The organism is Halalkalibacter sp. HAAS-P013 (assembly GCF_056619925.1).
This window is the reverse complement of record NZ_JBWQTU010000002.1, coordinates 415,200-441,553: the sequence shown is the minus strand read 5'-3', so window position 1 is coordinate 441,553 and position 26,354 is coordinate 415,200. Positions and strand designations below refer to the sequence as shown.

At 39.3% G+C, this 26,354-nt stretch carries 24 protein-coding genes and 1 riboswitch; of the genes, 21 read left to right on the top strand and 3 right to left on the bottom strand.

Translation table 11 applies throughout. From position 1 onward, the window contains the following. The first annotated feature begins 249 nt into the window (after positions 1–249). Both AC1FXP_RS06145 and AC1FXP_RS06140 read left to right on the top strand, forming a co-directional pair. Complete coding sequence (locus tag AC1FXP_RS06145) at positions 250–1,416, top strand: stage II sporulation protein P (protein ID WP_480059423.1); 1,167 nt, start codon at positions 250–252, stop codon at positions 1,414–1,416. A gap of 15 nt (positions 1,417–1,431) precedes the next feature. Next, positions 1,432–1,761, top strand: a complete 330-nt coding sequence (locus AC1FXP_RS06140; protein ID WP_480059421.1) for a DUF3679 domain-containing protein — start codon at positions 1,432–1,434, stop codon at positions 1,759–1,761. Between the two features lie 53 nt (positions 1,762–1,814). Here AC1FXP_RS06140 and AC1FXP_RS06135 read toward each other — a convergent pair whose 3' ends face one another. Further along, complete coding sequence (locus AC1FXP_RS06135) at positions 1,815–2,024, bottom strand: hypothetical protein (RefSeq protein WP_480059419.1); 210 nt, start codon at positions 2,022–2,024, stop codon at positions 1,815–1,817. Positions 2,025–2,244: 220 nt separating this feature from the next. Between AC1FXP_RS06135 and lepA the strand changes: the two genes are divergently transcribed. The 17 genes from lepA (at position 2,245) to AC1FXP_RS06050 (ending at position 22,017) form a co-directional block, all read left to right on the top strand. Further along, positions 2,245–4,065 carry a translation elongation factor 4 gene (gene lepA / locus AC1FXP_RS06130; protein ID WP_480059417.1) on the top strand — a complete coding sequence of 607 codons (1,821 nt, stop codon included), beginning with the start codon at positions 2,245–2,247 and terminating at the stop codon, positions 4,063–4,065. A 60-nt stretch (positions 4,066–4,125) separates the two neighbouring features. Beyond that, on the top strand, positions 4,126–5,274 hold the full coding sequence (gene hemW, locus AC1FXP_RS06125) for a radical SAM family heme chaperone HemW (RefSeq protein WP_480059415.1): 1,149 nt from the start codon (positions 4,126–4,128) through the stop codon (positions 5,272–5,274). Between the two features lie 155 nt (positions 5,275–5,429). Beyond that, on the top strand, positions 5,430–6,461 hold the full coding sequence (hrcA, locus tag AC1FXP_RS06120; RefSeq protein WP_480059413.1) for a heat-inducible transcriptional repressor HrcA: 1,032 nt from the start codon (positions 5,430–5,432) through the stop codon (positions 6,459–6,461). 96 nt (positions 6,462–6,557) lie between these two features. Then, complete coding sequence (grpE, locus tag AC1FXP_RS06115; protein ID WP_480059411.1) at positions 6,558–7,106, top strand: nucleotide exchange factor GrpE; 549 nt, start codon at positions 6,558–6,560, stop codon at positions 7,104–7,106. Between the two features lie 55 nt (positions 7,107–7,161). Then, positions 7,162–9,003 (top strand): molecular chaperone DnaK, encoded by a 1,842-nt coding sequence (dnaK, locus tag AC1FXP_RS06110; protein WP_480059409.1) that lies wholly within the window; start codon positions 7,162–7,164, stop codon positions 9,001–9,003. 211 nt (positions 9,004–9,214) lie between these two features. Further along, positions 9,215–10,327: a molecular chaperone DnaJ gene (gene dnaJ / locus AC1FXP_RS06105; protein WP_480059407.1), complete on the top strand. Its 1,113-nt coding sequence runs from the start codon at positions 9,215–9,217 to the stop codon at positions 10,325–10,327. Positions 10,328–10,352: 25 nt separating this feature from the next. Then, positions 10,353–11,288: a 50S ribosomal protein L11 methyltransferase gene (gene prmA / locus AC1FXP_RS06100; RefSeq protein ID WP_480059519.1), complete on the top strand. Its 936-nt coding sequence runs from the start codon at positions 10,353–10,355 to the stop codon at positions 11,286–11,288. A 57-nt stretch (positions 11,289–11,345) separates the two neighbouring features. Continuing rightward, a complete protein-coding gene (locus AC1FXP_RS06095) occupies positions 11,346–12,098 on the top strand; it encodes a 16S rRNA (uracil(1498)-N(3))-methyltransferase (RefSeq protein ID WP_480059405.1) in 753 nt (250 codons plus the stop codon). Positions 12,099–12,103: 5 nt separating this feature from the next. Beyond that, positions 12,104–13,453 (top strand): tRNA (N(6)-L-threonylcarbamoyladenosine(37)-C(2))-methylthiotransferase MtaB, encoded by a 1,350-nt coding sequence (mtaB, locus tag AC1FXP_RS06090; protein ID WP_480059403.1) that lies wholly within the window; start codon positions 12,104–12,106, stop codon positions 13,451–13,453. 239 nt (positions 13,454–13,692) lie between these two features. Then, a riboswitch (TPP riboswitch) is annotated at positions 13,693–13,796 on the top strand. A gap of 92 nt (positions 13,797–13,888) precedes the next feature. After that, positions 13,889–15,007 (top strand): LuxE/PaaK family acyltransferase, encoded by a 1,119-nt coding sequence (locus tag AC1FXP_RS06085; RefSeq protein ID WP_480059401.1) that lies wholly within the window; start codon positions 13,889–13,891, stop codon positions 15,005–15,007. Next, complete coding sequence (locus AC1FXP_RS06080; protein WP_480059399.1) at positions 15,004–16,479, top strand: acyl-CoA reductase; 1,476 nt, start codon at positions 15,004–15,006, stop codon at positions 16,477–16,479. The genes AC1FXP_RS06085 and AC1FXP_RS06080 overlap by 4 nt, the downstream gene beginning before the upstream one ends. A 14-nt stretch (positions 16,480–16,493) precedes the next feature. Continuing rightward, on the top strand, positions 16,494–17,252 hold the full coding sequence (locus AC1FXP_RS06075) for an ABC transporter ATP-binding protein (protein WP_480059397.1): 759 nt from the start codon (positions 16,494–16,496) through the stop codon (positions 17,250–17,252). A 2-nt stretch (positions 17,253–17,254) separates the two neighbouring features. Next, a complete protein-coding gene (locus AC1FXP_RS06070; RefSeq protein WP_480059395.1) occupies positions 17,255–18,022 on the top strand; it encodes an ABC transporter permease in 768 nt (255 codons plus the stop codon). Then, complete coding sequence (locus tag AC1FXP_RS06065; protein WP_480059393.1) at positions 18,019–19,065, top strand: ABC transporter substrate-binding protein; 1,047 nt, start codon at positions 18,019–18,021, stop codon at positions 19,063–19,065. The genes AC1FXP_RS06070 and AC1FXP_RS06065 overlap by 4 nt, the downstream gene beginning before the upstream one ends. Before the next feature lie 8 nt (positions 19,066–19,073). Then, a complete protein-coding gene (locus tag AC1FXP_RS06060; protein ID WP_480059391.1) occupies positions 19,074–19,850 on the top strand; it encodes a 3-oxoacyl-ACP reductase in 777 nt (258 codons plus the stop codon). A gap of 141 nt (positions 19,851–19,991) precedes the next feature. Next, a complete protein-coding gene (gene deoC, locus AC1FXP_RS06055) occupies positions 19,992–20,666 on the top strand; it encodes a deoxyribose-phosphate aldolase (protein ID WP_480059389.1) in 675 nt (224 codons plus the stop codon). A 142-nt stretch (positions 20,667–20,808) separates the two neighbouring features. Beyond that, positions 20,809–22,017: a redoxin domain-containing protein gene (locus AC1FXP_RS06050; RefSeq protein WP_480059387.1), complete on the top strand. Its 1,209-nt coding sequence runs from the start codon at positions 20,809–20,811 to the stop codon at positions 22,015–22,017. Between the two features lie 224 nt (positions 22,018–22,241). Here the strand turns inward: AC1FXP_RS06050 and ymzB are convergent, their stop codons facing one another. Beyond that, positions 22,242–22,598 (bottom strand): protein YmzB, encoded by a 357-nt coding sequence (gene ymzB / locus AC1FXP_RS06045; RefSeq protein ID WP_480059385.1) that lies wholly within the window; start codon positions 22,596–22,598, stop codon positions 22,242–22,244. Positions 22,599–23,147: 549 nt separating this feature from the next. Here ymzB and AC1FXP_RS06040 point away from each other — a divergent pair. Continuing rightward, positions 23,148–23,801, top strand: coding sequence for a hypothetical protein (locus tag AC1FXP_RS06040; RefSeq protein WP_480059383.1), 654 nt, complete (start codon positions 23,148–23,150; stop codon positions 23,799–23,801). A 103-nt stretch (positions 23,802–23,904) separates the two neighbouring features. Here the strand turns inward: AC1FXP_RS06040 and AC1FXP_RS06035 are convergent, their stop codons facing one another. Continuing rightward, positions 23,905–24,843, bottom strand: coding sequence for a Na/Pi symporter (locus AC1FXP_RS06035; RefSeq protein WP_480059381.1), 939 nt, complete (start codon positions 24,841–24,843; stop codon positions 23,905–23,907). A gap of 229 nt (positions 24,844–25,072) precedes the next feature. On the opposite strand from AC1FXP_RS06035, the gene AC1FXP_RS06030 reads away from it, so the two are divergent. Beyond that, complete coding sequence (locus AC1FXP_RS06030; RefSeq protein ID WP_480059379.1) at positions 25,073–26,248, top strand: thiolase family protein; 1,176 nt, start codon at positions 25,073–25,075, stop codon at positions 26,246–26,248. Positions 26,249–26,354: the final 106 nt, after the last annotated feature.

Here is a 26,354-nt window from a genome sequence, read left to right as displayed (position 1 = left end):
TCCGTTGTTTTTGTTTAGATATAGGTAAACAAGTCCACCTCCCTAACATGTAAAACCCCAAATATTTTATTCGAAATATTCCCACTCTAGAAAATTTGACAAGAACTTGATGCTTCATCCTTCTTTTGATTTCTTTGTTCTAATCCCCTATTTAATCTCATAGGGTGATTGTAGAAGCTCCTTTACATTACAGCAATGGACTAATTTTGAGATATACAAGCTATCTACACGAGGAGAAGGGATGGGCTTATGAAAAGAAATCACTTTCGTAGTTTTACAATTAATCGGACGAGCCTAAAGCGTTTAATTACTATGACCATTATAGGCATTATGGCTTTGTTTATTTTTACAGGAATGCTAACCTCGTTTGAACCTGGATATGGACTAGCTTCTAACCAAATACATGAATGGGCAAATAATATAAGTGGTGAGGATTTTGTTCATGTGTTAGGAATGGAAAATAAGTTATTTACTCAGGCCTTGCCAGAAGGTAGTGAGCCCCCTAGTTTATCTAATATAGCTTTTCAAGTAGCTACAAGCATTAATCCAGATGACCCTAGAAGCTTACTGGGGAGGGAATTACCTGGGTTTGCCTTATTTGACGGGCAGATTATTGTTGCAGGGGAAGGGATGGACTATACAACCTTACCAGTTGAATCAGCTCCGCCAATGGATGTTATGATGGCTGAAAGGGAAGCAACACAAGAAAGTCTAGCTCAATTGGAAGAGATGGAAAAAGAAGCTCAACAATCACAAGGTACTACAAATGGAGAAAAAATTGTTCATATCATTCACTCTCATAACACAGAATCGTTCTTACCGGAATTAGAAACGAATGTTCCGAACGAGGCTTTCCATAGGCAAATTAATATAACGTTAGTCGGTGAAAAGCTAGCCCAAGAACTTGAAAAGCGGGGGATTGGGGTAGAGGTTGAAGATAGAGATATACAACAAAATTTACAAGAAAGAAGCTGGCAATATTCTCAGTCATATGATCAATCGCGTGAGTTTGTGAAAGAAGCAATGGCAAGTAACGAGGATTTAAAGTTTTTCTTTGATTTACACCGAGACACGATTCCTAGAGAGAATACAACAGTAACAATAAATGGTGTTGAATATGCGCGAACGGTTTTCGTTATTGGAGGACGCCATGAAAACTATGATCAGAATTTACAGTTAGCTAAAGAATTACATGAATTAATAGAAAAGAAATATCCTGGCTTAAGCCGTGGGGTCCTTTTGAACGACAGACCAGGTCAAAACGGTATTTATAATCAAGACTTATCTGGAAATTCAATTCTGATTGAAATGGGTGGGATCTATAACACTCTTACAGAAGCAAATCGTACTGCTGAAGCAGTAGCAGATGTATTTGCAGAATATTACTTTGAACATGTAGGAACAAGTGCTGAGTAGTGGGGGAGGTTGAACATGAAGAAGTTTATTGTGAGAATATTAGGGGGTGGCTTACTCCTGTTTTTAGGTGCACTGTTTGGTGTTCAATTAATGAACGAAGAGCTTGGGATCTCAACCCCCATTCCTCTCCAAGTAGAAAAGGAAGAAGCGAACCTTACAATAAATGTAACTGACCAAACAATGACTAAAAATGAATTAGTGGAGAAAAGGCAGTCGGTTGAAGAGGTAGGAAGATTTAACTTTTTCTCCGACCTTGGAAATCATATAGCTGCAGGATTGAATTATGTCAGTCGAGTAGTCTTGTCACAAATTATGTCTTTTGTTAACAATGTTCTTAACGGATAAGGCTAGATATATAAAAGGAGATGTCGCATGCGACATCTCCTTTTTAAGCTAAATTAAACATCGATTGTCGGAGTTGCGTCTCCTGTTGTTGGAACTCCATATCCTGCTATAGGTGCTTCGCAATCACTATAACAAGCACCATACTCATAACCTGTAGCTGGTGCTGCAGCTGTACCGTAACCTAATTCTGCTGCCGGAGATGAAGCGGTCCCCGTGCCTGCTCCTAGTGTTGCTTCAGTAATTGGTCCCCAAAAAAATATCATTTTATTCAAACCACCTTTTCAAGAAGATACTTTCAATGTATTCAAATAAATACTATGCGAAAGAGCTGTAAGGGGATAATTGTTGAGGACTGAGCCCAATTATTGGGTAATTTTCATATAGAAGTTTCACGATTTGACATGAAGTTTGTTGCCTGACACTTAAACGATTGGTATAATCAAAAATAGTGTACTTGTACGAGAATGTAGGAGTGATCATGTCATGAACAAAGAACAAAGGCTAGCACGTCAGGCGAAGATACGAAATTTTTCTATCATTGCCCATATAGACCACGGGAAGTCGACGCTTGCTGACCGTATTTTAGAAAAAACGGGAGCACTTACTGAACGTGAAATGAAAGAACAAACGCTCGATGCGATGGATTTGGAGAGAGAGCGCGGAATTACAATCAAACTTAACGCTGTTCAGCTTACTTACAAGGCTAAAGACGGCGAAGAATATATTTTTCATTTAATTGATACACCAGGACACGTAGATTTCACGTATGAAGTGTCACGAAGTTTGGCTGCGTGTGAAGGGGCTTTACTCATTGTAGATGCGGCTCAAGGAATTGAGGCACAGACGCTTGCAAATGTTTATTTAGCGCTAGATAATGACTTGGAGATTTTGCCGGTTATTAATAAAATTGATCTGCCTAGTGCTGAACCCGATCGAGTGAAGCAGGAGGTTGAAGATGTTATCGGGTTGGATACATCTGATGCGGTATTAGCTTCTGCAAAGAACGGAATTGGGATTGAAGAAATATTAGAGCAAGTAGTGGAGAAAGTTCCAGCGCCAGAAGGTGACCCTGAAGCACCGTTAAAAGCACTAATCTTTGACTCGCTATATGATTCTTACCGTGGAGTAGTTGCGTATATTCGTATTGTTGAAGGTACAGTTAAGCCTGGCCAAAAAATTAGGATGATGGCAACAGGAAAAGAGTTTGAAGTAAATGAGATTGGTGTATTCACACCTAAAGCGGAAAAACGTGATGAACTGACAGTTGGAGATGTAGGATTCTTATCGGCAGCGATTAAAAATGTAGGAGATACTCGTGTGGGTGATACGATTACAAGCGCTGCAAATCCTGCACCGGAGCCTTTGCCTGGTTACCGTCGTATGAATCCGATGGTGTACTGTGGATTGTACCCAATCGACACAAATGAATACAATGATTTACGAGAAGCATTAGAGCGTCTTGAGCTAAATGATGCATCGTTGCAATATGAGCCTGAAACATCACAAGCATTAGGCTTTGGTTTCCGTTGTGGTTTCTTAGGGCTGCTTCATATGGAGATCATTCAAGAGCGAATTGAGCGCGAATTTGGAATTACATTAATTACGACGGCTCCAAGTGTTATTTACCGAGTGAAAACAACAAATGGAGAAGAAGTAAGAATTGATAACCCATCCAATATGCCAGATGCTCAGAAGATTGATGATGTCGAAGAGCCTTATGTAAAAGCACAAATTATGGTGCCGAATGATTTCGTAGGATCTGTCATGGAACTTTGCCAAGGAAAGCGTGGAATTTTCATTGATATGCAATATCTTGATGCGAATCGTGTACAAATCGTTTATGAAATTCCGTTGTCAGAAATTGTTTATGATTTCTTTGATCAATTAAAATCAAACACAAAAGGTTATGCATCGTTTGATTATGAATTAATTGGGTATAAATCATCTAGACTTGTGAAAATGGACATTCTTTTAAATGGCGAAACAGTGGATGCTTTATCGGTAATTGTTCATCGTGATTTTGCATATGAACGTGGAAAAATCATTGTAGAAAAATTAAAGGAATTAATCCCACGTCAGCAATTTGAAGTGCCAGTTCAAGCTAGTATTGGTCAAAAGATTATTGCTCGTTCAACGATTAAAGCCATTCGCAAAAACGTACTTGCAAAATGTTACGGAGGAGATATCTCACGTAAACGTAAGCTACTTGAAAAGCAAAAAGAAGGTAAGAAGCGGATGAAATCAGTTGGAAACGTAGAGGTACCACAAGAAGCGTTTATGGCTGTTCTTCGAATGGATGATTAACAAACAACATGAACCGCAGGATTTTTTCCTGCGGTTTTGTCTATTAGAGGAGGAAGCAATTTGGCTACAGCTGCATATGTCCATATCCCGTTTTGTGAGCATATTTGTCATTATTGTGATTTCAATAAAGTTTTTTTGAAAAATCAACCCGTTGATGAATATATACAAGCATTGTTAGAAGAAATGAAACGAACAATGAAAGATACTCCTACGTCAAACTTGAGGACAGTTTATATTGGTGGGGGTACACCTACAGCACTCTCAGCAAAGCAGCTTAATACTCTTTTAAAAGGAATGAAAGATGTTCTTCCTTTAGATAACATTGAAGAGTATACGATTGAAGTTAATCCCGATAGTATAGAAGAGGATAAGCTAGCAGTAATAAAAGAAAATGGAATCAATCGTCTTAGTATTGGTGTTCAGACTTTTAATGAGTCGTTACTTAAGGAGATAGGACGAACCCATACCAAAACAAGTGTTGAAGATGCTATTTGGAGAAGTCGACAAGCTGGCTTTACTAATATCTCCTTAGATTTAATGTTTGGTTTGCCAGGTCAACATCCAGCTCATTTTATCGAGACGATTAATCAAGCAATAAATTTAGAAATAGAACATATTTCAGCATATTCCTTAAAGGTTGAGGAAAAGACCGTGTTTTACAATCGACAACGTAAAGGGAAGCTAACATTGCCTCCAGAAGAAGATGAAGTCATTATGTATGAGCAATTGTTAAAACGTACAAAGGAAGCTGAGCTTTTCCAATATGAAATAAGTAATTTTGCAAAAAAGGGATATGAAAGCAAACATAATCTAGTGTACTGGAACAATGAAGAATACTACGGCTTTGGTGCAGGAGCTCACGGGTATGTGAACGGAATCCGATATCAAAATCATGGACCTATCCCAAAGTATTTAAAGGCAGTAGAACAAGGTGTCTTCCCGACCTTAAGTTCGCACAAAGTTAGTCCTGTCGAGAGGGTTGAAGAAGCAATGTTTATGGGACTTCGGAAACGAGAAGGAGTCAATATAGACCAATTTGAACAACGGTATGGACGGTCGCTTCTTGATAGTTTTGCGTCCCAGATCGATTTCTTAAAGAAGCGCGGTCTAGTGGTGATTCAGGATGGAGCAATCCAATTGACAGAGGAAGGGCTACTCCTTGGTAACGAAGTGTTTGAACAGTTTATTGCTGTACTAGAAAATCAATAACGAATACTTTATTTTCAAAAAAGTCACTTATGTAATAATACTTGTTTTCTCAAAGATATTTGAGGTTTATTTATTGACAAAAGCCTACCTATTTGATACTTTATCATTAGATTTAGCACTCGAATGTAGTGAGTGCTAACAGAGGTGATGAGGTGATGTTAACAGATAGGCAATTGTTAATTCTGGATGCTATTGTTGATGATTATATCCGTTCTGCGGAGCCTGTTGGCTCACGAAGCATCTCCAAAAGAGATGATATTACGTTTAGTCCTGCAACGATTCGTAATGATATGGCTGATTTAGAGGAATTGGGGTTTTTAGAGAAACCTCATAGTTCAGCTGGACGAATCCCATCACAAAAGGGCTATCGTTATTATGTCGATAACCTTCTGATGCCTCATCATTTAACGGCTGATGAAGAGCTTGATATTCGTTCGATCTTTAACGAACGAATTCAAGAAGTTGAAGCGGTGATTCAGCATTCTGCACGGGTCCTTTCGAATATGACTAGTTATATTTCTCTTGTACTTGGGCCTGAGATGTTTGAAACTACGCTTAGGAATATTCAAATTATTCCACTTAGTAAGGGATCTGCAATCCTGATTCTCGTAACAGATACCGGTCATGTTGAAAATCAAACGATCGCTGTACCGGAGTCAATTGAAGCATCTGATCTTGAACGGACAGTCAATATATTGAATGAGCGTTTGATGGGAGTACCCCTTTATAAGCTTAGAGATAAGCTGCATAGTGAAATAAAGAATGTGTTTCGTAATCACATTAAGGATTATGAACATATTATGAAAATGCTAGCTCCTTCTTTAGACGTTGAGAAACCAGAGAAAATTTTCTACAGTGGAAAAACCAATATTTTGTCACAACCGGAATTTAGAGATATTGATAAAGTTCGTATGCTTCTTAATATGCTAGAAGAAGATAAGACAATGCATCAAATTCTTCGTTCATCACACAATGGTATTCAGGTGAAGATCGGTCAAGAGAACAAGATGGAAGCTTTTGATAACTGTAGTTTGATTACTGCTTCTTATTCAATTGGTGGAAAGCATATGGGGACGATTGGCATACTTGGACCAACGCGAATGGAGTATCGCCGAGTAATAGGTGTGGTAGATACGTTATCAAAAGACTTAACAAAGCTATTAACAAACTTGTATCAGCAAGGGTAAAAATGGTAATATTGACAATTAGTTGTGAAGATCTTCTTCAATAACTTTTTGTCATACTACATAGATTATAGTTAATTTTATTAGGAGGTGAACGAGTTGACAGAAAAAGAAACGCAAACGATGGAAGAAGAAGTTGTGTCCGAGGAGAACGCAACGCCTGTTGGTGAGGCAGAAGGTGCGGATCAAGAAGTAGAAGTAACTGAAGAGGATGCCCGTCTTGCAGAAATAGCAGAACTTAACAACCGTCTCCTAAGAGTTCAAGCTGATTATGATAATTTCCGTCGCCGCTCTCGTGAGGAAAAAGAAGCGGCTGCGAAATATAGATCTCAAAATGTTATTGAAGCGTTATTACCAGTAATTGATAACTTTGAGCGTGCTCTTCTAGTGAATCCTGAAACAGAAGAAGCAAAATCTCTTCTACAAGGAATGGAAATGGTTTATCGTCAATTTCAAGATACACTAAAAAGTGAAGGTGTAGAAGTAATTGAAACGGTTGGCCAACCATTTGATCCACATTTGCATCAAGCTGTTATGCAAGTAAAGGAAGAAGGGTTTGAATCAAATCAAATCGTGGAAGAATTGCAAAAAGGGTATAAATTAAAGGACCGTGTGCTGAGACCATCTATGGTCAAAGTAAACGCGTAGTCCTTTACATATAGAATAGAAAAAAGATAATCGTTGAATTGGAGGAATATAAATCATGAGTAAAATCATTGGTATTGATTTAGGTACAACGAACTCTTGTGTAGCTGTTATGGAAGGCGGCGAAGCAACAGTTATACCAAATCCAGAAGGGAACCGAACAACACCTTCTGTTGTGGCATTTAAGGATGGAGAGCGTCTTGTTGGGGAGGTAGCTAAGCGTCAAGCAATTACTAACCCAAATACAATTATCTCTATTAAACGTCATATGGGTACAGACTATAAAGAATCTGTGGAAGGTAATGATTACACTCCACAAGAAATCTCTGCAATCATCCTACAAAAATTAAAATCAGATGCAGAAGCATATCTTGGTGAGACGGTAACGAAGGCAGTTATCACAGTACCTGCTTACTTCAACGATTCACAACGTCAAGCAACAAAGGATGCTGGTAAAATTGCAGGTCTTGAAGTTGAGCGTATTGTGAATGAGCCGACAGCTGCAGCACTTGCATACGGGTTAGAAAAAGAAGAAGACCAAACGATCCTTGTTTATGACCTTGGTGGTGGTACGTTTGACGTATCGATTTTAGAACTTGGCGATGGTTTCTTTGAAGTTAAAGCAACGTCTGGTGATAACAAACTTGGTGGAGACGACTTTGACCAAGTCATTATTGATCACCTTGTAGAGCAATTCAAAAAAGACAATGGCATTGACTTATCTCAAGATAAAATGGCTATGCAACGTCTAAAAGATGCAGCTGAAAAAGCGAAGAAAGATCTTTCTGGTGTAACACAAACGCAGATCTCTCTTCCATTCATCACTGCTGATGCAACTGGTCCTAAGCATTTAGAGTTAAGCTTAAGCCGTGCAAAATTCGAGGAGCTTTCTGCTGACCTAGTTGAGCGTACACTTGGACCAACTCGCCGTGCTCTTTCTGATGCAGGTCTTTCTGCTAGTGAAATTGATAAAGTTGTACTAGTTGGTGGATCAACTCGTATTCCTGCCGTTCAAGCAGAAATTAAAAAATTAACTGGAAAAGACCCGCACAAAGGTGTAAATCCAGATGAAGTTGTTGCACTTGGTGCAGCTGTTCAAGCAGGTGTCCTTACTGGTGACGTTAAAGATGTTGTCCTTTTAGACGTAACACCACTTTCACTTGGTATTGAGACAATGGGGGGCGTATTTACAAAGCTAATTGAGCGTAATACAACTATCCCAACGTCTAAATCACAAACGTTCTCTACAGCGGCAGATAATCAGCCTTCAGTAGACATCCATGTACTTCAAGGTGAGCGTGAAATGGCTGCTTATAACAAAACGCTTGGCCGTTTCCAATTAACGGATATTCCACCAGCACCACGTGGTGTTCCGCAAATTGAAGTAACGTTTGATATCGATGCGAATGGTATCGTAAATGTAAAAGCGAAAGATCTTGGTACGAATAAAGAACAATCTATTACGATTACTTCTTCTTCAGGATTATCTGATGATGAAATTGAAAAAATGGTGAAAGACGCTGAAGCGAACGCTGAAGAAGATAAGAAGCGCCGCGAAGAAGTTGAGCTTCGTAATGAAGCAGATCAACTAGTATTCACTACTGAAAAAACTCTTAAAGATCTTGGCGATAACGTTGAGCAAGAGGAAAAAGATAAAGCTGAAGCTGCAAAAGATAAGCTAAAAGCAGCAATTGAGTCTGATAACATTGACGAAATTCGTACAGCAAAAGATGAGCTTCAAGAAATCGTTCAGGCTTTATCTACAAAGATGTATGAGCAAGCAGCTCAAGCAGCTCAAGCGGCACAAGGTGCTGAAGGTGCAGATGCTGGTGCAAACCAAGCGGATGATAATGTTGTAGATGCTGATTACGAAGAAGTTAAAGAAGAAGAGAAAAAATAATCGCTCGTTCGATAAAATGAAGAAGGTCAATAGGGATTTGAGTACCTAAGACGAATCAATGTAGAAAGGTCAAAGTCAGATTACATGACTTTGACTTTTTCTACGAATGTATACCAAAAAGAGGATAATAGTTCTTCTTTCCTACATCTTGCGAACAAGGCTATGATGATGATAATATGAACGTTATGGAAAAGAGTCGGGAGTGGATGACATGAGTAAACGAGATTACTATGAAGTCCTTGGTGTCGATCAAAATGCTTCAGTTGATGAAGTGAAAAAAGCGTACCGTAAATTGGCGCGTAAATATCACCCTGATGTCAATAAGGAAGCTGACGCTACGGAGAAATTTAAAGAAGTAAAAGATGCATATGACACATTAAGTGACCCACAAAAGAAAGCTCATTATGATCAATTTGGTCATACAGATCCGAATCAAGGGTTCGGCGGTGGTGCTGGAGACTTCGGTGGAGGCTTTGGTGACATTTTTGATATGTTCTTTGGAGGCGGCGGGCGCCGTAACCCGAATGCGCCACGTCAAGGTGCAGACTTGCAATATACAATGACGCTGGATTTTAAAGAAGCTGTATTTGGAAAAGATACGGAAATTGAAATTCCAAGAGAAGAAACGTGTCAAACATGTACAGGTTCAGGAGCAAAACCTGGTACAAAGCCAGAAACGTGTTCACATTGTGGAGGCTCTGGTCAATTAAATGTAGAGCAAAATACACCATTTGGTCGAGTCGTCAATCGGAGAGTTTGTCACCACTGTGAAGGTACTGGGAAATTCATTAAAAATAAATGTTCAACCTGTGGTGGAAAAGGGAAGGTACGTAAACGCAAAAAGATCAGCGTGAAAGTACCAGCTGGTATTGATCACGGGCAACAACTTCGTGTATCCGGTCAAGGGGAAGCTGGTGTGAACGGAGGTCCTCCTGGAGACTTATATGTTGTCTTTAACGTAAAACCACATGAATTCTTTGAGCGTGATGGTGATGATATTTATTGTGAAATGCCACTAACATTCGCTCAAGTTGCACTTGGCGACGAAATTGAAGTGCCAACTTTGAACGGAAAAGTGAAGCTTAAAATTCCTGCAGGGACTCAAACAGGCACGAACTTCCGTTTACGTGGAAAAGGTGTACCGAATGTTCATGGTCGGGGCCAAGGTGACCAACACGTAAAAGTTCGTGTTGTTACACCTAAGGATTTAACAGAGAAAGAAAAAGATATGATTCGTGAGTTTGCAAAGATGTCTGGTGGCCAACCAGATGAACAGAATGATGGTTTTTTTGCAAAAGTAAGAAGAGCCTTTAAAGGTGATTAATTAAAAACTGGAGTTGGTAGAAATGATGAAATGGTCGGAATTTAGTATTCATACAACAGAGGAAGCGGTTGAGCCAGTCTGTAATATTTTGCACGAAGCTGGCGCAAGTGGGGTTGTAATTGAAGACTCTATCGACCTTGCAAAGGAGTGGGGCGATCGTTTCGGTGAAATCTACCAACTCTCTCCTGATGATTATCCAGAAGAGGGTGTTATTGTAAAAGCATACTTCCCTGTTAATAGTTTTTTAGCAGAAACGCTTGATGAAATAAAAGAGTCAGTCAATGGGTTACTTGCTTATGATATTGATCTTGGCTCGAACAAAGTTCAAATAGCCGAAGTACATGAAGAGGAATGGGCAACAGCATGGAAAAAATATTACAAACCTGTAAAGGTGTCCAGCTCTATCACGATTACTCCAACTTGGGAAGAGTATGAGGCGTCGGAGGATGAAACGATTATTGAACTTGATCCAGGTATGGCATTTGGAACAGGAACACATCCAACGACCGTTCTTTGTATTCAAGCTCTTGATCAGGTGATCAAAGGCGGAGAAGAAGTTGTAGATGTTGGAACAGGATCAGGTGTATTAAGTATCGCTGCGGCAAAGCTAGGGGCAAAACGTACCTTAGCGCTTGATCTAGACTATGTAGCGGTTGAAAGTGCAGAGCAAAATGTCGTGCTAAATCAAGTGGATAACACCGTAACGGTGAAACAGAACAATTTACTCGAAGGAATCGAAGGACCATTTGATATCGTTGTAGCAAATATATTAGCAGAAGTTATTGTTCGTTTTGTTCAAGATGCGGCAGCGGTTCTTAAGCCAGACGGAATTTATATTACATCAGGAATTATTAAGCGTAAGAAACAAGAAGTAAAAGATGCCCTCACAAGCGGTGGATTTGTTATAGAAGAAATCGTTGAAATGGATGATTGGGTAGCCATTATTGCGAAGAAGAAGTAAGGCTTGACTAAAAAGGTAGTCCCTTTTTGATATCACTTTAAAATAAGGAAGATGAAGATGCAACGATATTTTGTTAAAAAAGAGCAGATGACAGACACAGCCGTTCATATCCTAGGTGAGGATGTTAAGCACATCTCAAAAGTGATGCGGATGGATGTTGGTGATGAGGTTATTTGTAGTGACAATCATTCTAGGACAGTGAAATGTCGTTTATCAAATCTTTCGGATAAGGAAATCATTGCCGACATAATAGAGACGCTCGATCCTAAAACAGAACTCCCTGTACAAGTAACGATTGCACAAGGTCTTCCTAAAGGAGATAAGCTCGATTTAATTATTCAAAAAGGAACGGAGCTGGGCGCTTTTGCTTTTCTTCCCTTTTCGGCTGCTCGTTCGATCGTAAAGTGGGATCAAAAGAAAGCTGGCAAGAAAATTGAAAGGTTAGAAAAAATTGCAAAGGAAGCCGCGGAACAGTCGTATAGAGAATGCATTCCTGAGGTCCTAAATGTTCATTCTTTTAATGACTTAAAACAAAAAATCTCTTCGTATGATGTAGTAATCTTAGCATATGAAGAATCGGCAAAGCGAGGAGAACAAGTTCAGTTGGCTCAGCAGTTAGCATCAGTTACGCTTGGGCAGAAAGTTTTAGTGATTATCGGACCTGAAGGTGGAATCACTGAAGAAGAGCTTGGTCAATTAACTGAACAAGGTGCTATTGCTTGTGGATTTGGACCACGGATATTACGTACGGAAACGGCATCTCTTTATGTGCTTGCTGCGATTTCGTACCATTTCGAATTAATGAGGTGATATTAATGCCTACTGTTGCCTTTCATACATTAGGTTGTAAAGTAAATCATTACGAAACAGAAGCAATTTGGCAGCTGTTTCATAATGAAGGCTATGAAAAAGTTGATTTTGAAGCAACTTCAGATGTTTATGTCATTAATACATGTACAGTAACAAATACAGGCGATAAAAAAAGCCGACAAGTGATTCGTCGTGCAATCCGTAAAAATCCTGATGCCGTTATCTGTGTAACGGGTTGCTATGCTCAAACTTCCCCTGCTGAAATTATGGCGATTCCTGGAGTCGATATTGTCGTTGGGACACAAGACCGTGTGAAGATGCTAGAATACATTGAGCAGTTCAAACGTGAACGCGAGCCTATTAATGGAGTAGGAAATATCATGAAGTCACGTGTTTATGAAGAGCTTGATGTTCCAGCTTTTACTGATCGTACGCGTGCTTCCTTAAAAATACAAGAAGGCTGTAACAACTTCTGCACATTTTGTATTATTCCATGGGCTCGTGGTTTGATGCGTTCACGCGATCCACAGGAAGTAATTAAACAAGCAGAACAATTGGTTCATGCTGGTTATAAAGAGATTGTCCTAACCGGGATTCATACTGGTGGATATGGGGAAGATTTGAAGAATTACAGTCTTGCTCGTTTACTGGAAGACTTAGAAAAAGTAGAAGGCTTGAAGCGAATCCGTATTTCATCAATTGAAGCAAGTCAATTAACTGATGAAGTCATTAACGTGATTGACCGTTCAAATAAAGTTGTGCGCCACTTGCACATTCCATTGCAATCAGGATCAAATACTGTGTTAAAACGTATGCGCCGTAAGTATACGATGGAATTCTTTGGTGAGCGTTTAGATCGTTTGAAAGAAGTTCTACCAGGGCTTGCTGTAACTTCTGATGTCATCGTTGGTTTTCCTGGAGAAACAGAAGAAGAGTTTCAAGAAACGTTTGATTTTATTGCAAAGCACAAGTTCAGTGAACTACATGTGTTTCCATATTCTAAGCGTACAGGAACACCTGCTGCTCGTATGGAAGATCAAGTTGATGAAGAGATTAAAAATGAACGTGTTCACCGTTTAATCGAATTATCTAATCAGCTAGCAAAAGAATACGCATCGCATTTTGAAGGGGAAGTGCTTGAAGTAATTCCGGAAGAGCGCGATAAGGAAAATAAAAATAGTGGTTTATTCATCGGATATACCGACAACTATTTGAAAGTAAAAGTTCCTGCTTCTGAAGAGATGATTGGTAAACTTGTAAAAGTAAAAATTATAAAAGCGGGTTATCCTTATAACGAAGGCGAATTCGTACGCGTGTTAGAGGAAGCTGAAACAGTACAAGTTGTGAATGGATAAAAAAGGGGCTGTCTCATCAGTCCGAAACTAGGCTGCAATGGATCCGTTGGCTATGCGCCTTGAGAGGAGAAAACCACTTCTTCCAAGGCTTTTGAAAGATGTAGCGACTCCGCATTGCTTCGGGGGCATCCCAAAAGGTCAAAAAACGGACCTTTTGGGATGCCCCTTTTTCACTGTTTGGGCAACTATAGCGATAAGACGTAATTAATGATATGATTTATTGAGTAACTATATTAGATTTTTACCGCTAGGGGAGCCAAAGTTGGCTGAGATTAAAGCATTGCTTAGACCCTTTGAACCTGAACTATGTAATCATAGCGTAGGGAAGTGGCCATCATTTTATCAGCTATATTTTTTTGAGAAAACATAGTGAAGATTGATGACCGCTTTCGAGATAGAAAGCGGTTTTGTTTATGTTGAAGAGGAGTGTAGAGATTGTTACCATCATATGAAACATTAAAACAAGAACTCAGAAAATTTATTAATCAACCTACTGCCAGCGATGAACAATTTAATCAAATGGCTATGAATGTTTTTCAGTTCCAATATAATCACAACCAAACGTTTCGAAAATTTTGTAGAAAACGTCGTGTCTCACCTAGAAACATCAAACACTTTTTAGAGATCCCTCCTGTCCCGATTGATGCCTTTAAATTAACAACTTTAACAAGTCATCCAATTGAGGAAACAGAAGCGTTATTTATGACAAGCGGAACAACGAATCCCGAAAAAAGAGGAAAAAACTATCACCGAGATTTAGACATCTATGATTTATCTATGAAGACCTTTTTTAAGTCAGCGATTATGCCTGATCTTGAAAAGGTGAAAATGTTTGTTCTTTTTCCAGAAGAAGAAGTGCTGCCAAATTCGTCATTGGCACATTATTTACATATTGCTAAACAATTCTTTGGAACAGAAGATAGTCTATACGTTTTCTCAAAAGGTGAATTTCAATTAGAGAAACTAATTGAAGAATTACGAAAAGCGGAAAAAAATGAGGAACCGCTTTTATTAATTGGAGCGACTTTTTCTTTTATCCATTTATTAGATGAGTGTCGGAATAAGAATGTGAACTTTAAATTGCCACCTAAAAGTCGTTTAATGGATACAGGTGGAGCAAAAGGACGCTCCCGAGAAATGGAACCGAATGAGTTTAAAAAAGAGATGAGCAAGCTATTTTCGTTACCTTTAGAATATTGTCTTAATATGTATGGAATGACAGAGTTAAGCTCTCAAATGTATGATGGAAACTTACTTCATAACGAAGTTGAGTATCATACCCCAACGAAATATGGACCCCATTGGGTTAGAACGGTAGTAATGGATATCGAACGAATGGAGGAGAAATCCTTAGGAGAAAGAGGGATTATCGTTCACTATGATTTGGCGAACTTGAATTCAGTTATGGGCATTTTAACAGAGGATATAGGTGTCAGTGCGGGGAATGGGTTTTATTTGTTCGGTCGAGCAGAAGGTGCAGAGGCGAAAGGGTGTTCATTAGCTGTCGAACAGTTTTTAGCTTCAGCTCAACAATCAAGGGGAGATTCAGTATGACGTTAAGCTTTGCATGTTATCATGTCCCCTTCTCGTGTGAGCAGGATTTTGCAGAAGCATCTATTCAAAAATTAGTATTTGATAATTATGACAAGAGAGTTGAACTCTCTGTTCCACAGCTCACTCCAGTTCTTATTCAAAAAGTCATGGACAAGCTGAAACAGCAGCAAATGGACTATGTAAGCACACTTCGGACGAACGATCTAATTGATGTGTTTGATCAAGCGATTGAAAAATGGTTAGACCCGGAGTATGAATTAAGAAAGTTAGCTGAGGAACTTTTACCGGTCATTACAGGCTATGATCGTGAAATGATTCGCTTATTTCTAAGCCGGTATTTGCGCCAATTTCGCAAGGTGAAACTACAAAGGATGATTGAAGAGGATTTTCCCAATCCTCTTGTGTTGGATGAATTTCGTCCGAGAAAATCAGGAGGGGTATGCCGAGCTTACGGCCCAAGTATTATCACTCATATCTTTTCAGGAAATGTTCCAGCCTTGCCGCTTTGGAGTTTGGCTGCAGGTATAATGTTGAAGTCAGCTACACTTGGAAAAGTATCTTCTTCTGAACCGTTGTTTCCCGTGTTGTTTGCTAAAACAATTGCAGACATTGATCCAAGGTTAGGAGATTCACTAGCAATTCTTTGGTGGAAAGGTGGAAATCAGTCACTAGAAGAGGTGAGTTTCCAATCAACTGATGCCGTCATTGCTTATGGTGGAAAAGAAACGATTGAAACAGTTAGGCAGAAAGTGCCTGCACAGACAAGCTTTCATGCGCATGGTCATAAGGTTAGTTTTGGGTTGTTAACGAAAGAGTGTTTACAGAAAACGAAAGCATGGCAAGCGGCAAAGCTTGCAGCTAGTGATGCTTCATGGTTTGATCAGCAAGGATGTCTCTCTCCGCATGTCTTTTTTATTGAGCGAGGAGGAGCATATTCACCGCGAGATTTTGCCCAAATGTTAGCGAATGAGATGGCCAATTTTCAGGAAACGCATCCTCGTGCCCGGTTAACAGAAGAAGAGCTACAATCAATAGTAAAACTACGGACATCGATTGAATTTGAGAGCTTTGACAATTCTGATCTTAGTCTTTTAAAAAGCGAGTATGGAACAGATTGGACCGTGGTCTATCGTGGACGAGGGGAAGATCATCAATTTCCGTTCTCTCCTCTTAACCGATTTGTCACCATTGTACCTATCGACAATGTAAATGACATAAAGGGCTATTTGAATCAAGTAAAGGGATTCGTACAAACAGTCGGAGTTGGGTGTGCACCTCAATCTTTCTCTTCTATTGTTCACCTTTTAGGTGGATATGGTGTCAATCGAATTTGTGCATTAGGCTCTATGCCGCACCCTGAACCTGGCTGGCATCATGATGGTCGGTTTCATTTAGCTGATTTAGTCAGATTTTGTGATGTAGAATCTACATTAGAAGAACAAATGGATTTATTTGATTTATTTAGAGATTAAGGGAAGTGACAAAGGTGACGATCATTACGTGTCGAGACATTACCCTGCAATTTAACAGAGACCAGGCGCCTATACTAGATCATATTCATTTAGAAATCCAAAAGGGTGAGTTCGTTAGTATCATTGGGAAAAGTGGAAGCGGGAAGACGACCCTTTTGCAAATGCTTGGCGGCTTGCTGACTCCGACAAAAGGTGAGGTTAACGTGTTAGGGCAGGTGATTTTTGAGCCACTTGATGAAATTACGTACGTGTTTCAAAAACCTGTTCTTCTAGAATGGCGGAATGTGATAGAGAACGTTCTCATGCCAATTGAATTAAAACGAAAACCTAGTCAACAGGATCTAGATAAGGCGTCGGAAGTACTTGCTTCTGTTGGTTTAGGTATTCATCAAAATAAGTATCCTCATGAATTGTCAGGCGGAATGATGTCTCGAGTAACATTGGCAAGGGCTTTCATGATGGAGCCTAAAATCCTGTTAATGGACGAGCCTTTTTCAGCACTAGATGCGATGACGAAAGAACAGCTTCAATTAGAATTGATGAAATTGACAAAGCAGTATAAGACGACTACCGTATTCATCACACATGATATTACAGAAGCAGCTTATCTCTCGGATCGAGTTATTTTGTTAGGTGGACAGCCAGCGCAGGTCGTCGAAGAATTACAAGTTCCTTTTGCAAGACCTAGACCAAAGGAGTTAAAGTTTGATGCCTCGTTTATTGAAATGGTGAAAGGCCTACATAACTCGATTGAAGGGTTAGGTGGTCATTGAAAATGAAAGTGACGAAAATCTATTCGTTTTTGCTATTTCTTTTTTTGCTTGTCATCTGGGAAGTGGTTGTTCATGTAAAAGATATTTCAAAAATTATCCTACCAGCCCCAACAGCTATTGGTGCCAACTTAATACAACATTTTCAAAGTGGATATTTTTATCCGCATATTTTAGCAACGTCTATTGAGGTGTTCGGTGGTTTCTTTGCGGGAACTGTTCTTGGGATTGGTCTAGGGTTTTTAGTTGCACAGTCCAAGACAACGCAAGAAATATTACAGCCGTATATCATTGCTTCACAAGCGATGCCGAAACTAGCGTTAGCACCTCTATTAGTATTGTGGTTTGGCTTTGGATATACACCAAAAATAGTTATTGTAGCCCTTGTTTGTTTCTTTCCTTTATTTGAAAGTACTGTGACAGGACTTTCTCATGTTAGTCGAGATAAATTGGCGCTTTTTCGATCACTAAAAGCATCACGAAGTCAAACTCTATTAAAGCTTCGACTTCCAACAGCTATGCCTTACATCTTCTCTGGATTACGTGTCGCAGTCGTATTAAGTGTTGTCGGAGCTGTTATAAGTGAATTTATTGGAGCGAATAAAGGGTTAGGTGCACTAATTATTGCATCTCAAGGAATGCTCGATACTACCTTAATGTTCTCTGTTTTTATTTTGCTTACTGTCAAAGGAATTATATTGTATCAACTAATCAATTGGATTGAGGTTATCTTTTTTAAAAAATATAGTTATTCTAGGGGAGAAATGAAATGAAACAATTTATCAAAAAAATCGGAGCTTCTTTTTGTTTTGCCGCACTTACTTTAAGTATTGCCGGTTGTGGAGCGGAAGAAGAACGAACTGAAGAAGAGAGTGAGGTTCAAGAAGAAGTTGCAGAACAATCAATTGAAAGAATAAGAATGGCTTCTTGGAGCCAACCGATTACCGAACAAGCCAACATTTACTTAGCAGAAGAAAGAGGTTGGTTTGAAGATGGGGGAATCGACTTTGAGTTCATTCCTGGAGCTGGCGGAGGAGATGCAGTTCGTAATATTATTGCTGGCAATGCTGATATTGCTTTTGCGAATGTGGAAGCAGTTCTATTAGCGCTTGAACAAGGGGAAGAATTGAGAGTGATCTATAACATTTATCCTGAAAATGTCTTTAATTTAATTTCACTCAAAGAAAGCAATATAACGAACATGGAAGATTTACGTGGACAAGATGTTGGCATATACAGTAGAAGTAGCGGAACGTATCAGAACTTGCTTGTTCTCCTGCATCAAGCTGGAATGAGCGAAGATGATGTGAATCTTATTGAAACAGGCGTACTAAATTTTGGACCATTAATGAATAAACAAGTAGTAGCAACAGCAGCAACTGATACAGGATTGTTTGATGCTCAGCGTAATGAATTAGGAGAAGTCGATGTAATTGAAGTGAAAGATGTACTAAATACTCCTGCTGATGTGTTTGTTGTTACTGAACAAACGTTCCAAGAAAGACAAGAAGCGCTCATTCGTTTTCTACAGGTGTATCGTGACAGTGTAGCATATACGATGGAGCATCCAAAAGAAGCGGCTGAAGTTGCTGTTACTGCTGCTATAGATGGTCAAGATGTTTATAGAAATATTGAAATTATCAACATCCGTAATGAAACATCAACGAATGAAGAAGTCGCTGAAAAAGGATTGGGTTGGTTGAACGTAGATATTTTACAAGAAGTAGAGGAAACTTATTATGAGTTAGGTCTACTAAGCGAAAGAGTAAATATCGAAAAAATTACAACGAATGAATTAGTAGAACAATTAAACTAGGTGATCGAATGGATATACAATTAGAACAAAAAGTCATCCTTGTCACGGGTTCAAGTCGTGGAATAGGGGCAGCTGTTGCAAAAAGCTTTGCAAAACAAGGAGCAACGATTATTATTAACTACTTGAACAGTAAAGGGCAGGCTGAGCAACTCGCTAACCACTTAATGGATACGTATAATATTGATGCTATGACTGTACAAGGAGATGTGACAAGCGAGTCTGATGTTAAAGAGATGATCGACAAAATAATAGCAGAATTTGATTCGGTTGACATTGTAGTAAACAATGCATTACATGCTTATACATTTGATCCAGATCAAAGAAAACTTGCTTGGGAACTTGAATGGGAGGACTATCAACGTCAAATCGATGGAGCCTTAAAAGGAACATATAATGTATGTAAGCATGTTATCCCTCTTATGAAGGAGAGGAAATCTGGAAGAATTATTAATATGATTAGTAATTTAGTTTATAGGCCGATCGTTCCTTATCATGATTATAATACAGCAAAAGGGGCGGTACTCGCATATTCTCAAAACCTAGCAGTCGACCTCGGATCATTTGGAATTACAGTTAATTGTGTTGCACCAGGCCTCGTCTATCCTACTGATGCATCTCGAACGACAAAAGAGGAAGTGAAGGAGCTTATCAAAGGCCAAACACCTCTACATCGGATTGCTAAGCCAGATGATGTTGTTGGGAGTGTGTTATTTTTTGCTAGTGGCTGGTCATCTTTTGTTACAGGCCAATGTATGGTCGTTGATGGAGGTTTTGTGATGAAATAAATGAGTGAAATGACGAGGAAAGAGAGACTATAAAAAGACTAATACTTTCATTCAATACGTACATAGTAGAAATTTCTCGTCGCTCATGTACTTCTATGCTATTGAAGGACAAATAACTATGTAAAGAGAGGATGTTAACAATTGAGTAAGTCAATTGCGAATCTAATTGATCATACGGCATTAAAACCAGATACAACGAAAGCGCAAATTGAAACGCTATGTAGGGAGGCAAAAGAATACCAGTTTGCATCTGTATGTGTCAATCCTACATGGGTAAAGCTTGCTGCAGAGTTATTAATTGAAGCAGAACCCGTAAAGGTATGTACGGTAATTGGGTTTCCGCTCGGGGCATCGACAACAGAAGTGAAAGCTTTTGAAACAACAAATGCCATTGAAAATGGGGCAACAGAGGTAGATATGGTTATTAATATTGCTGCTCTAAAGGATAAGAATGATGAACTTGTTGAAAGAGATATTCGTGCGGTGGTAGCTACTGCAAGAGGGAGGGCGTTAACAAAAGTCATCATTGAAACGAGTCTCTTAACGGATGAAGAGAAAGTACGTGCATGTGAGCTAGCGGTAAAGGCTGGAACGGATTATGTGAAAACATCCACTGGGTTTTCTACTGGTGGTGCAACGGTAGAAGACATTGCTTTAATGCGAAAAACGGTTGGACCAGATATTGGTGTAAAAGCTTCAGGTGGCGTTCGTGACCTTGCAGGTGCAAAAGCAATGGTCGAAGCAGGGGCTACTCGTATTGGTGCTAGTGCGGGTGTGTCTATTGTGAATGGAGAGCAAGCAAATACTGATTATTGATTTGAAGGACTTCTTCGGGGTTGTCTCAAAAGGCCAAAAAATAGACCTTTTGAGGCAACCCTTTGTTTTATCTGGTAGAAACAATTTTTTTGACATTTGCTATTAAATGATAGAACCTAATTAGTGAAGGTGGTGGATTCAGATGGATGGTATTTGGACAATTGGTCCGTTTATTATTAAGCAAACTTGGCTTTCGTTAGCAATTATGCTTATAGTGGGATTGTTCTTATCGATTCAATTAGTTAAAGGGCTTTACCAATCTCAAGAAGCAAGAGAAGTGTATTGGAATAGTTTTATTTATTTTTTTATTGTTTATCAGTTTTCATCCCTTATTGTGTATCCGATGATTGCTATTTCTGACCCTATTGCTGTACTTGCAATGCCTAGTGGAACAAATGAATGGATGATAGCTTGGGGAGTGGTAGCTATCTATGTTTTTTGGAAAACGAAGAAAGAGAATATAAGTAGAGTGACTGTTTTTCTTCCGATTTTTGTTAGCTATCTCGTCCTTGAATCAATTTACTTTTCGTTTTATCCTTTCAGTTCAGACGGACACCCGGTTAGTCTTTATCAAACAATCATTAACCTCATTTTGTTGTTCTTTTTTTATTTTCAGCAGCAAAAAAAGATCAGTGCTCAGTTGATCTTCATCCGATTAGCCGTGTTGTATGGAATGGCACTAGGTGTTTTAACTCTCATTTTTCAAGTTAGAATGTTTGATGCCGCTGTTCCAAGTTGGTTTTATTTCTTAATTTGCTTAAGTGGGTTAGTTGGTTCTAAAAAGATCAGACCAAGTGAAGGGACTATCAATAAAAATACAAAAAAAGGTTTGTTCACCTTATTACTTCTTACCTGCATACACGGATGGGGGTTACTAGGGGGCCTAGATGAAGCAGTGATGGTGGGAGGGAGTGAAGGGACAGTAAAGATTGCAGTTGGGCAAACAGCTCCGGAGTTCGTGTTGCAATCGTTTGAGGGAGAGGAGATCTCGCTTTCTGATTTTAAAGGGCAAAGAGTTATGATCAACTTTTGGGCAACATGGTGCCCTCCTTGTAGAGCAGAAATGCCCGATATGGAGAAGTTTTATAGAAATCATGATATTGTCCTGCTTGCGATTAATGGAACGAATACAGAAGTCTCCCGTGATCATGTCAAAAATTTTGCGGTCGATCTCGGTTTAACATTTCCTGTTCTTTTAGATGAACTTGGTGAAATAGCTTCTCTTTATCAAATTGGTCCGATGCCAACGTCATTATTTATTGATGAAAATGGCATGATAACAGACATTCATATAGGAGCAATGAATGAAGAAATGATGGGTAGGAAACTTCAGGAAATGAATGATTCATGAATTTCATTTAAAAAGGCTGTCTAAAAGGCCAAAGAACGGACCTTTTTAAAGGATTGCAATGGGGCGTCCTAAAAGTCCGGAACAGAGGTGGCAATGGCTCCGTTCGCTACGCGCCTTGAGAGGAGAAAACCACTCCTCTCAAGGCTTTTAAAAGATGTAGCGACTCCGCACATTGCTTCGAGGCTTTCTACAAGGTCAAAAAACGGACCTTGTAGAAAGCCTCTTTAATTAGGGTAAATTTCATATAATGCTTTTTCAGTTTCAAGTTTTAATCCGTTATTTTCCTTTGTCGTAACTACCCTGCCAAAAAGGGGAATTTCATAGGCGTTTTGTGGTAGGTCTTTCATTCCTTCAACACTTTTAATGCTGCCCTCGCCATGTAGAACAAGTTCCTGACTAGGAATGTAATCGTCAATATTTGAAACGTTTTTTACAACAGAAATATGATCAAGTTGCAATGTGACTTGATCAATATCAAAAATCTGCTGCAACCCCGTAGATAGCTCGTTCTTTCGAATGAGCAATGTCTCTCCTTTATGAGACTCGAACCACTCTGATAATTCATGTAACTGTTGAGTCATAATCAACCTCCTTGGTGTCTATTCGTACTTTTCCCTGTTCATAATTTCTTCATTCTTTTATTGGGATGAAAAACAAATAAAATTTCATGCAGATAAGAGGGGTATCCAAAAAGGTTTTTGACTTATGAAGTGACCCCGAAACAATGTGAGGGGTCGCTTCATCTTTTAAAAGCCTTAAGAGGAGTGGGTTTCTCCTCTTAAGGCGAGTAGCGATTGCCACCTCTATTCATGGCTTTGAGGCAGCCCCTTCTCTTGTTTTAACGGGGGAGTTAAAACGCTTTTTTGGTTGTATAAATTAAAGAGTTTTTGCTACTTTGTAAGGAATGGGGAAATATTCAAGACTTTTCCTGTAACTAATGGAAAAAGAGAATAGTTTTGTTCAGAAATTATTTTAGTCCAACCGATCGTTACAAGCTTTTTACTAACTCCTAATTTTGGAATGACTCTTTCTAAATATTCGAATGGGATGTAGATCATAATAACTTTTGTCCTGAACAATAGGTTTGGGGCACCGGGCAAGAAAATCGGAGGTGCATTGCCATCGATGGAATGTTATTCTTCATTGTTTTTGTGCTTGTTGCCATAGTAGGTGCACTTGCATACTTCTTTAGGGCAAGACCTGAACCAGCACCAGCGCCTGTTTATGTTGGTCGAGCAGAAACAGCAAATTATGATTATGAATCGTTTAAGGAGGAGTTTGCATTGGAAAAAGACGCAAAAAAGATCATTGAGCATGTGACTGAGGAAGCTGAAGAGGAAATTGGAGTAGAGTTAGATCCGCTTAAAGGACATTTAGAAACGATGCAGTCTACACTAAGCCAACTTCAATCAACTCAGCAGCAAGCTAACTCAATGATTACTTCTGGACAAGACCAACAACAAACAAATCAATTATTACAACAATTGCAACAAATTAGCAATCAAGCGCAGCAACAACAACAGAAAACGTTCCAAGACCTTCAGCAATCTATCCAACAAGCAACACAAATGTTAGGGAATGTGAGTCAATCAATTCAGTCCATTAATGTCTTGAATCAAATGGCTCAGCAAATCAATCAATCGCAACAACAATTGCAGCAGCAAACTCAAAGCCAACAGCAACAGCAACAAGAGCTGCAGAAATTACAACAAATGCAAAACCAACAAGGGCAAGGACAATCTAGTCAAGATATGTCTTACAGCCAACAGTCTTATCAAAACTAAATGACAAAAGGGTACCACCTGGTGACATGTAGAAGCCACTGAAAGAGGTGTGAAAGTCGACCTTTTTCAGTGCCCTCAACAATGTTAGCAGGTACCTTTTCCCTCAAGCATTTAACTTATCTACGTGTAACCATTCCACAAACCTTGAGAAATAAGTTACAAAAGGTAGTAAAATGATCGAGCAAATCACATTAAAGATAAGGCTAGCATGAGCAAGTTGCATCATTGGTATCGGTGTGAGACTGCTTGCTAATGTACTTAACCACCCTATAAGGGGAATGAAAAGAAGAACACCAAACACATTTAGCCAAATATTCGCATAAGCAACAAGCTTTGCACTACGCCCTGAACCAATGCTAGCTAAGTATGCCGTGACACAAGTCCCGATATTTGCTCCTAACATAATAGCGATACCAGCTGGAAGATTTAATACATTATCCGTCATAAATCCCATTGCAATAGCTGTGGTCGCTGTACTTGACTGAATGATAGCTGTCAGGACCGTTCCGATGCCAATCCCAACTAATTGATGTTCATTTGTTAAATCAAAAAATGAATGAATGGAGGGAATCGATGATAGCGGATAAGCTAATGTTTCTAATCCATCCATAGCAATAAAAATGCAAGCAAGTCCAAAAGATAAACATCCTAAAGAGTATGTTTTTTTGTTGGGAATTACTAAAGAGACTAGACCGATTACCAAGAGAGGTACGATTAACATGGACAAATCAAGTGCAAGTAATTCTGTTGTCATGGTCGTCCCAATATTCGCTCCTAAAATGATTCCGATTGAGTGACGGAAGGCAAGAAGCCCTGTAGCCACAAGGCCAACAGTCATGATGATGATGGCTGAACTACTTTGAAGGATTGCTGTGGCAATCGCACCAACGACTAACCCTTTCCATGCTGAATCCGTTAATCGGTGTAACACTTCTTTAAATTTCGCTTGTCCGATTTGAAATAGTCCTGCTCTCATCACAACCATCCCAAATAAGAACAAAGCAATAAATACAGCCAACAACGAAAATAATTCTTTAAACACTCCGATCACCTCTCTATTCAATCTATGGACGAAAGTGAACAAGCATGACAGAAATCATTAAAAAAGAGAGAGTGTTTGATTGAAAAGTTTAATTTATAGTGAAAAATGAGTTACTTTCTAATCAGTATGTATATTAAACAAGAGAATCATATAACAAGTGATTTCAAGATACATTTACATAAGGACATTTATTACAGTTGTAAAGGACTATTATAAGGGAGGGAAGTAAATGGGCAAACGTGATGCTGTGATTGTCAGTGCTGTTCGTTCAGCTATTGCTAGACAAGGAGGAGCATTAGCGCCATTACAAGCACATGAATTCGGAGCAATTGTATTACAGGAGGTATTAAAAAGAGCGAACATTGATCCAGTAGAGGTTGATGATATCATACTTGGCAATGTTTCAAGTGGTGGTGGAAACATCGCTAGACTAACAGCTTTACAAGCAGGCTTTCCTTTTTCTACAACGGGATTAACTATAGATCGACAATGTGGATCAAGCATTAATGCGGTTATTCTTGCTGCACAGGCCATTCAAGCGGGAGTTGGCGATATTTATATTGCGGGCGGTACAGAGAGTCTAAGTCGAGCTCCTTACTTGATGGATCGTCCTACGAAGGTCTACGATCATTCCCTTCCAAAGTTTAGAACACAACAACTGTCGCCAACGGACATAGGTGATCCCCCTATGGGAATAACGGCTGAGACTCTAGCAGAGAAGTATTCAATTACACGGGAAGAACAGGATGAATTCGCTTGGAATAGCCAACAAAAAATGGCTAATGCAATGAGCCAAGGTTACTTTGATGAACAAATTGTACCGATCACTATACCTGTTCGAAGGGGAGCACCATTCATATTTACTGAAGATGAGCATCCACGTCCGCAAACGACAAAAGCAGGTTTATCTAAGTTGCCTGTAGCATTCTTACACGGAGGCACAGTAACTGCGGGCAATAGCTCAGGCATTAATGATGGGGCTTGTGCACTTGTGGTTATGTCACGAGAAGTGGCAGAAAAACGTGGTCTGTCTATTTTAGCTGTTGTTCGTGGTTCCTCTATTAGTGGTGTAGATCCGAAGATTATGGGGATTGGTCCTGTTTCAGCTGTGAAGTCTTTGCTAGCAAAAATTCGTATGACATTAGGTCAGGTTGATTTGATTGAGTGCAATGAAGCATTTGCTGCTCAAACATTAGCGGTTGACCGTGAACTAAAATTTAATGCCAATAAATTAAATGTAAATGGTGGGGCAATTGCACATGGCCATCCGCTTGGAGCCACGGGTGCCGTTTTAATGACAAAAGCACTCTATGAACTTGCTAGAAGAAAGCAGCAATTTGGACTTATTACTGCATGTATTGGCGGCGGCCAGGGGATTGCGATTTTACTAGAACGTGAATCATAGCGCATGGATATCTTTAACAAAGTTTTCTTAAACGCTGAATAATGCTCTAAACCTTTTATGATATACTATAGCCGATGATTTTTTTTAGAAGATTGTGAGGCGTAAT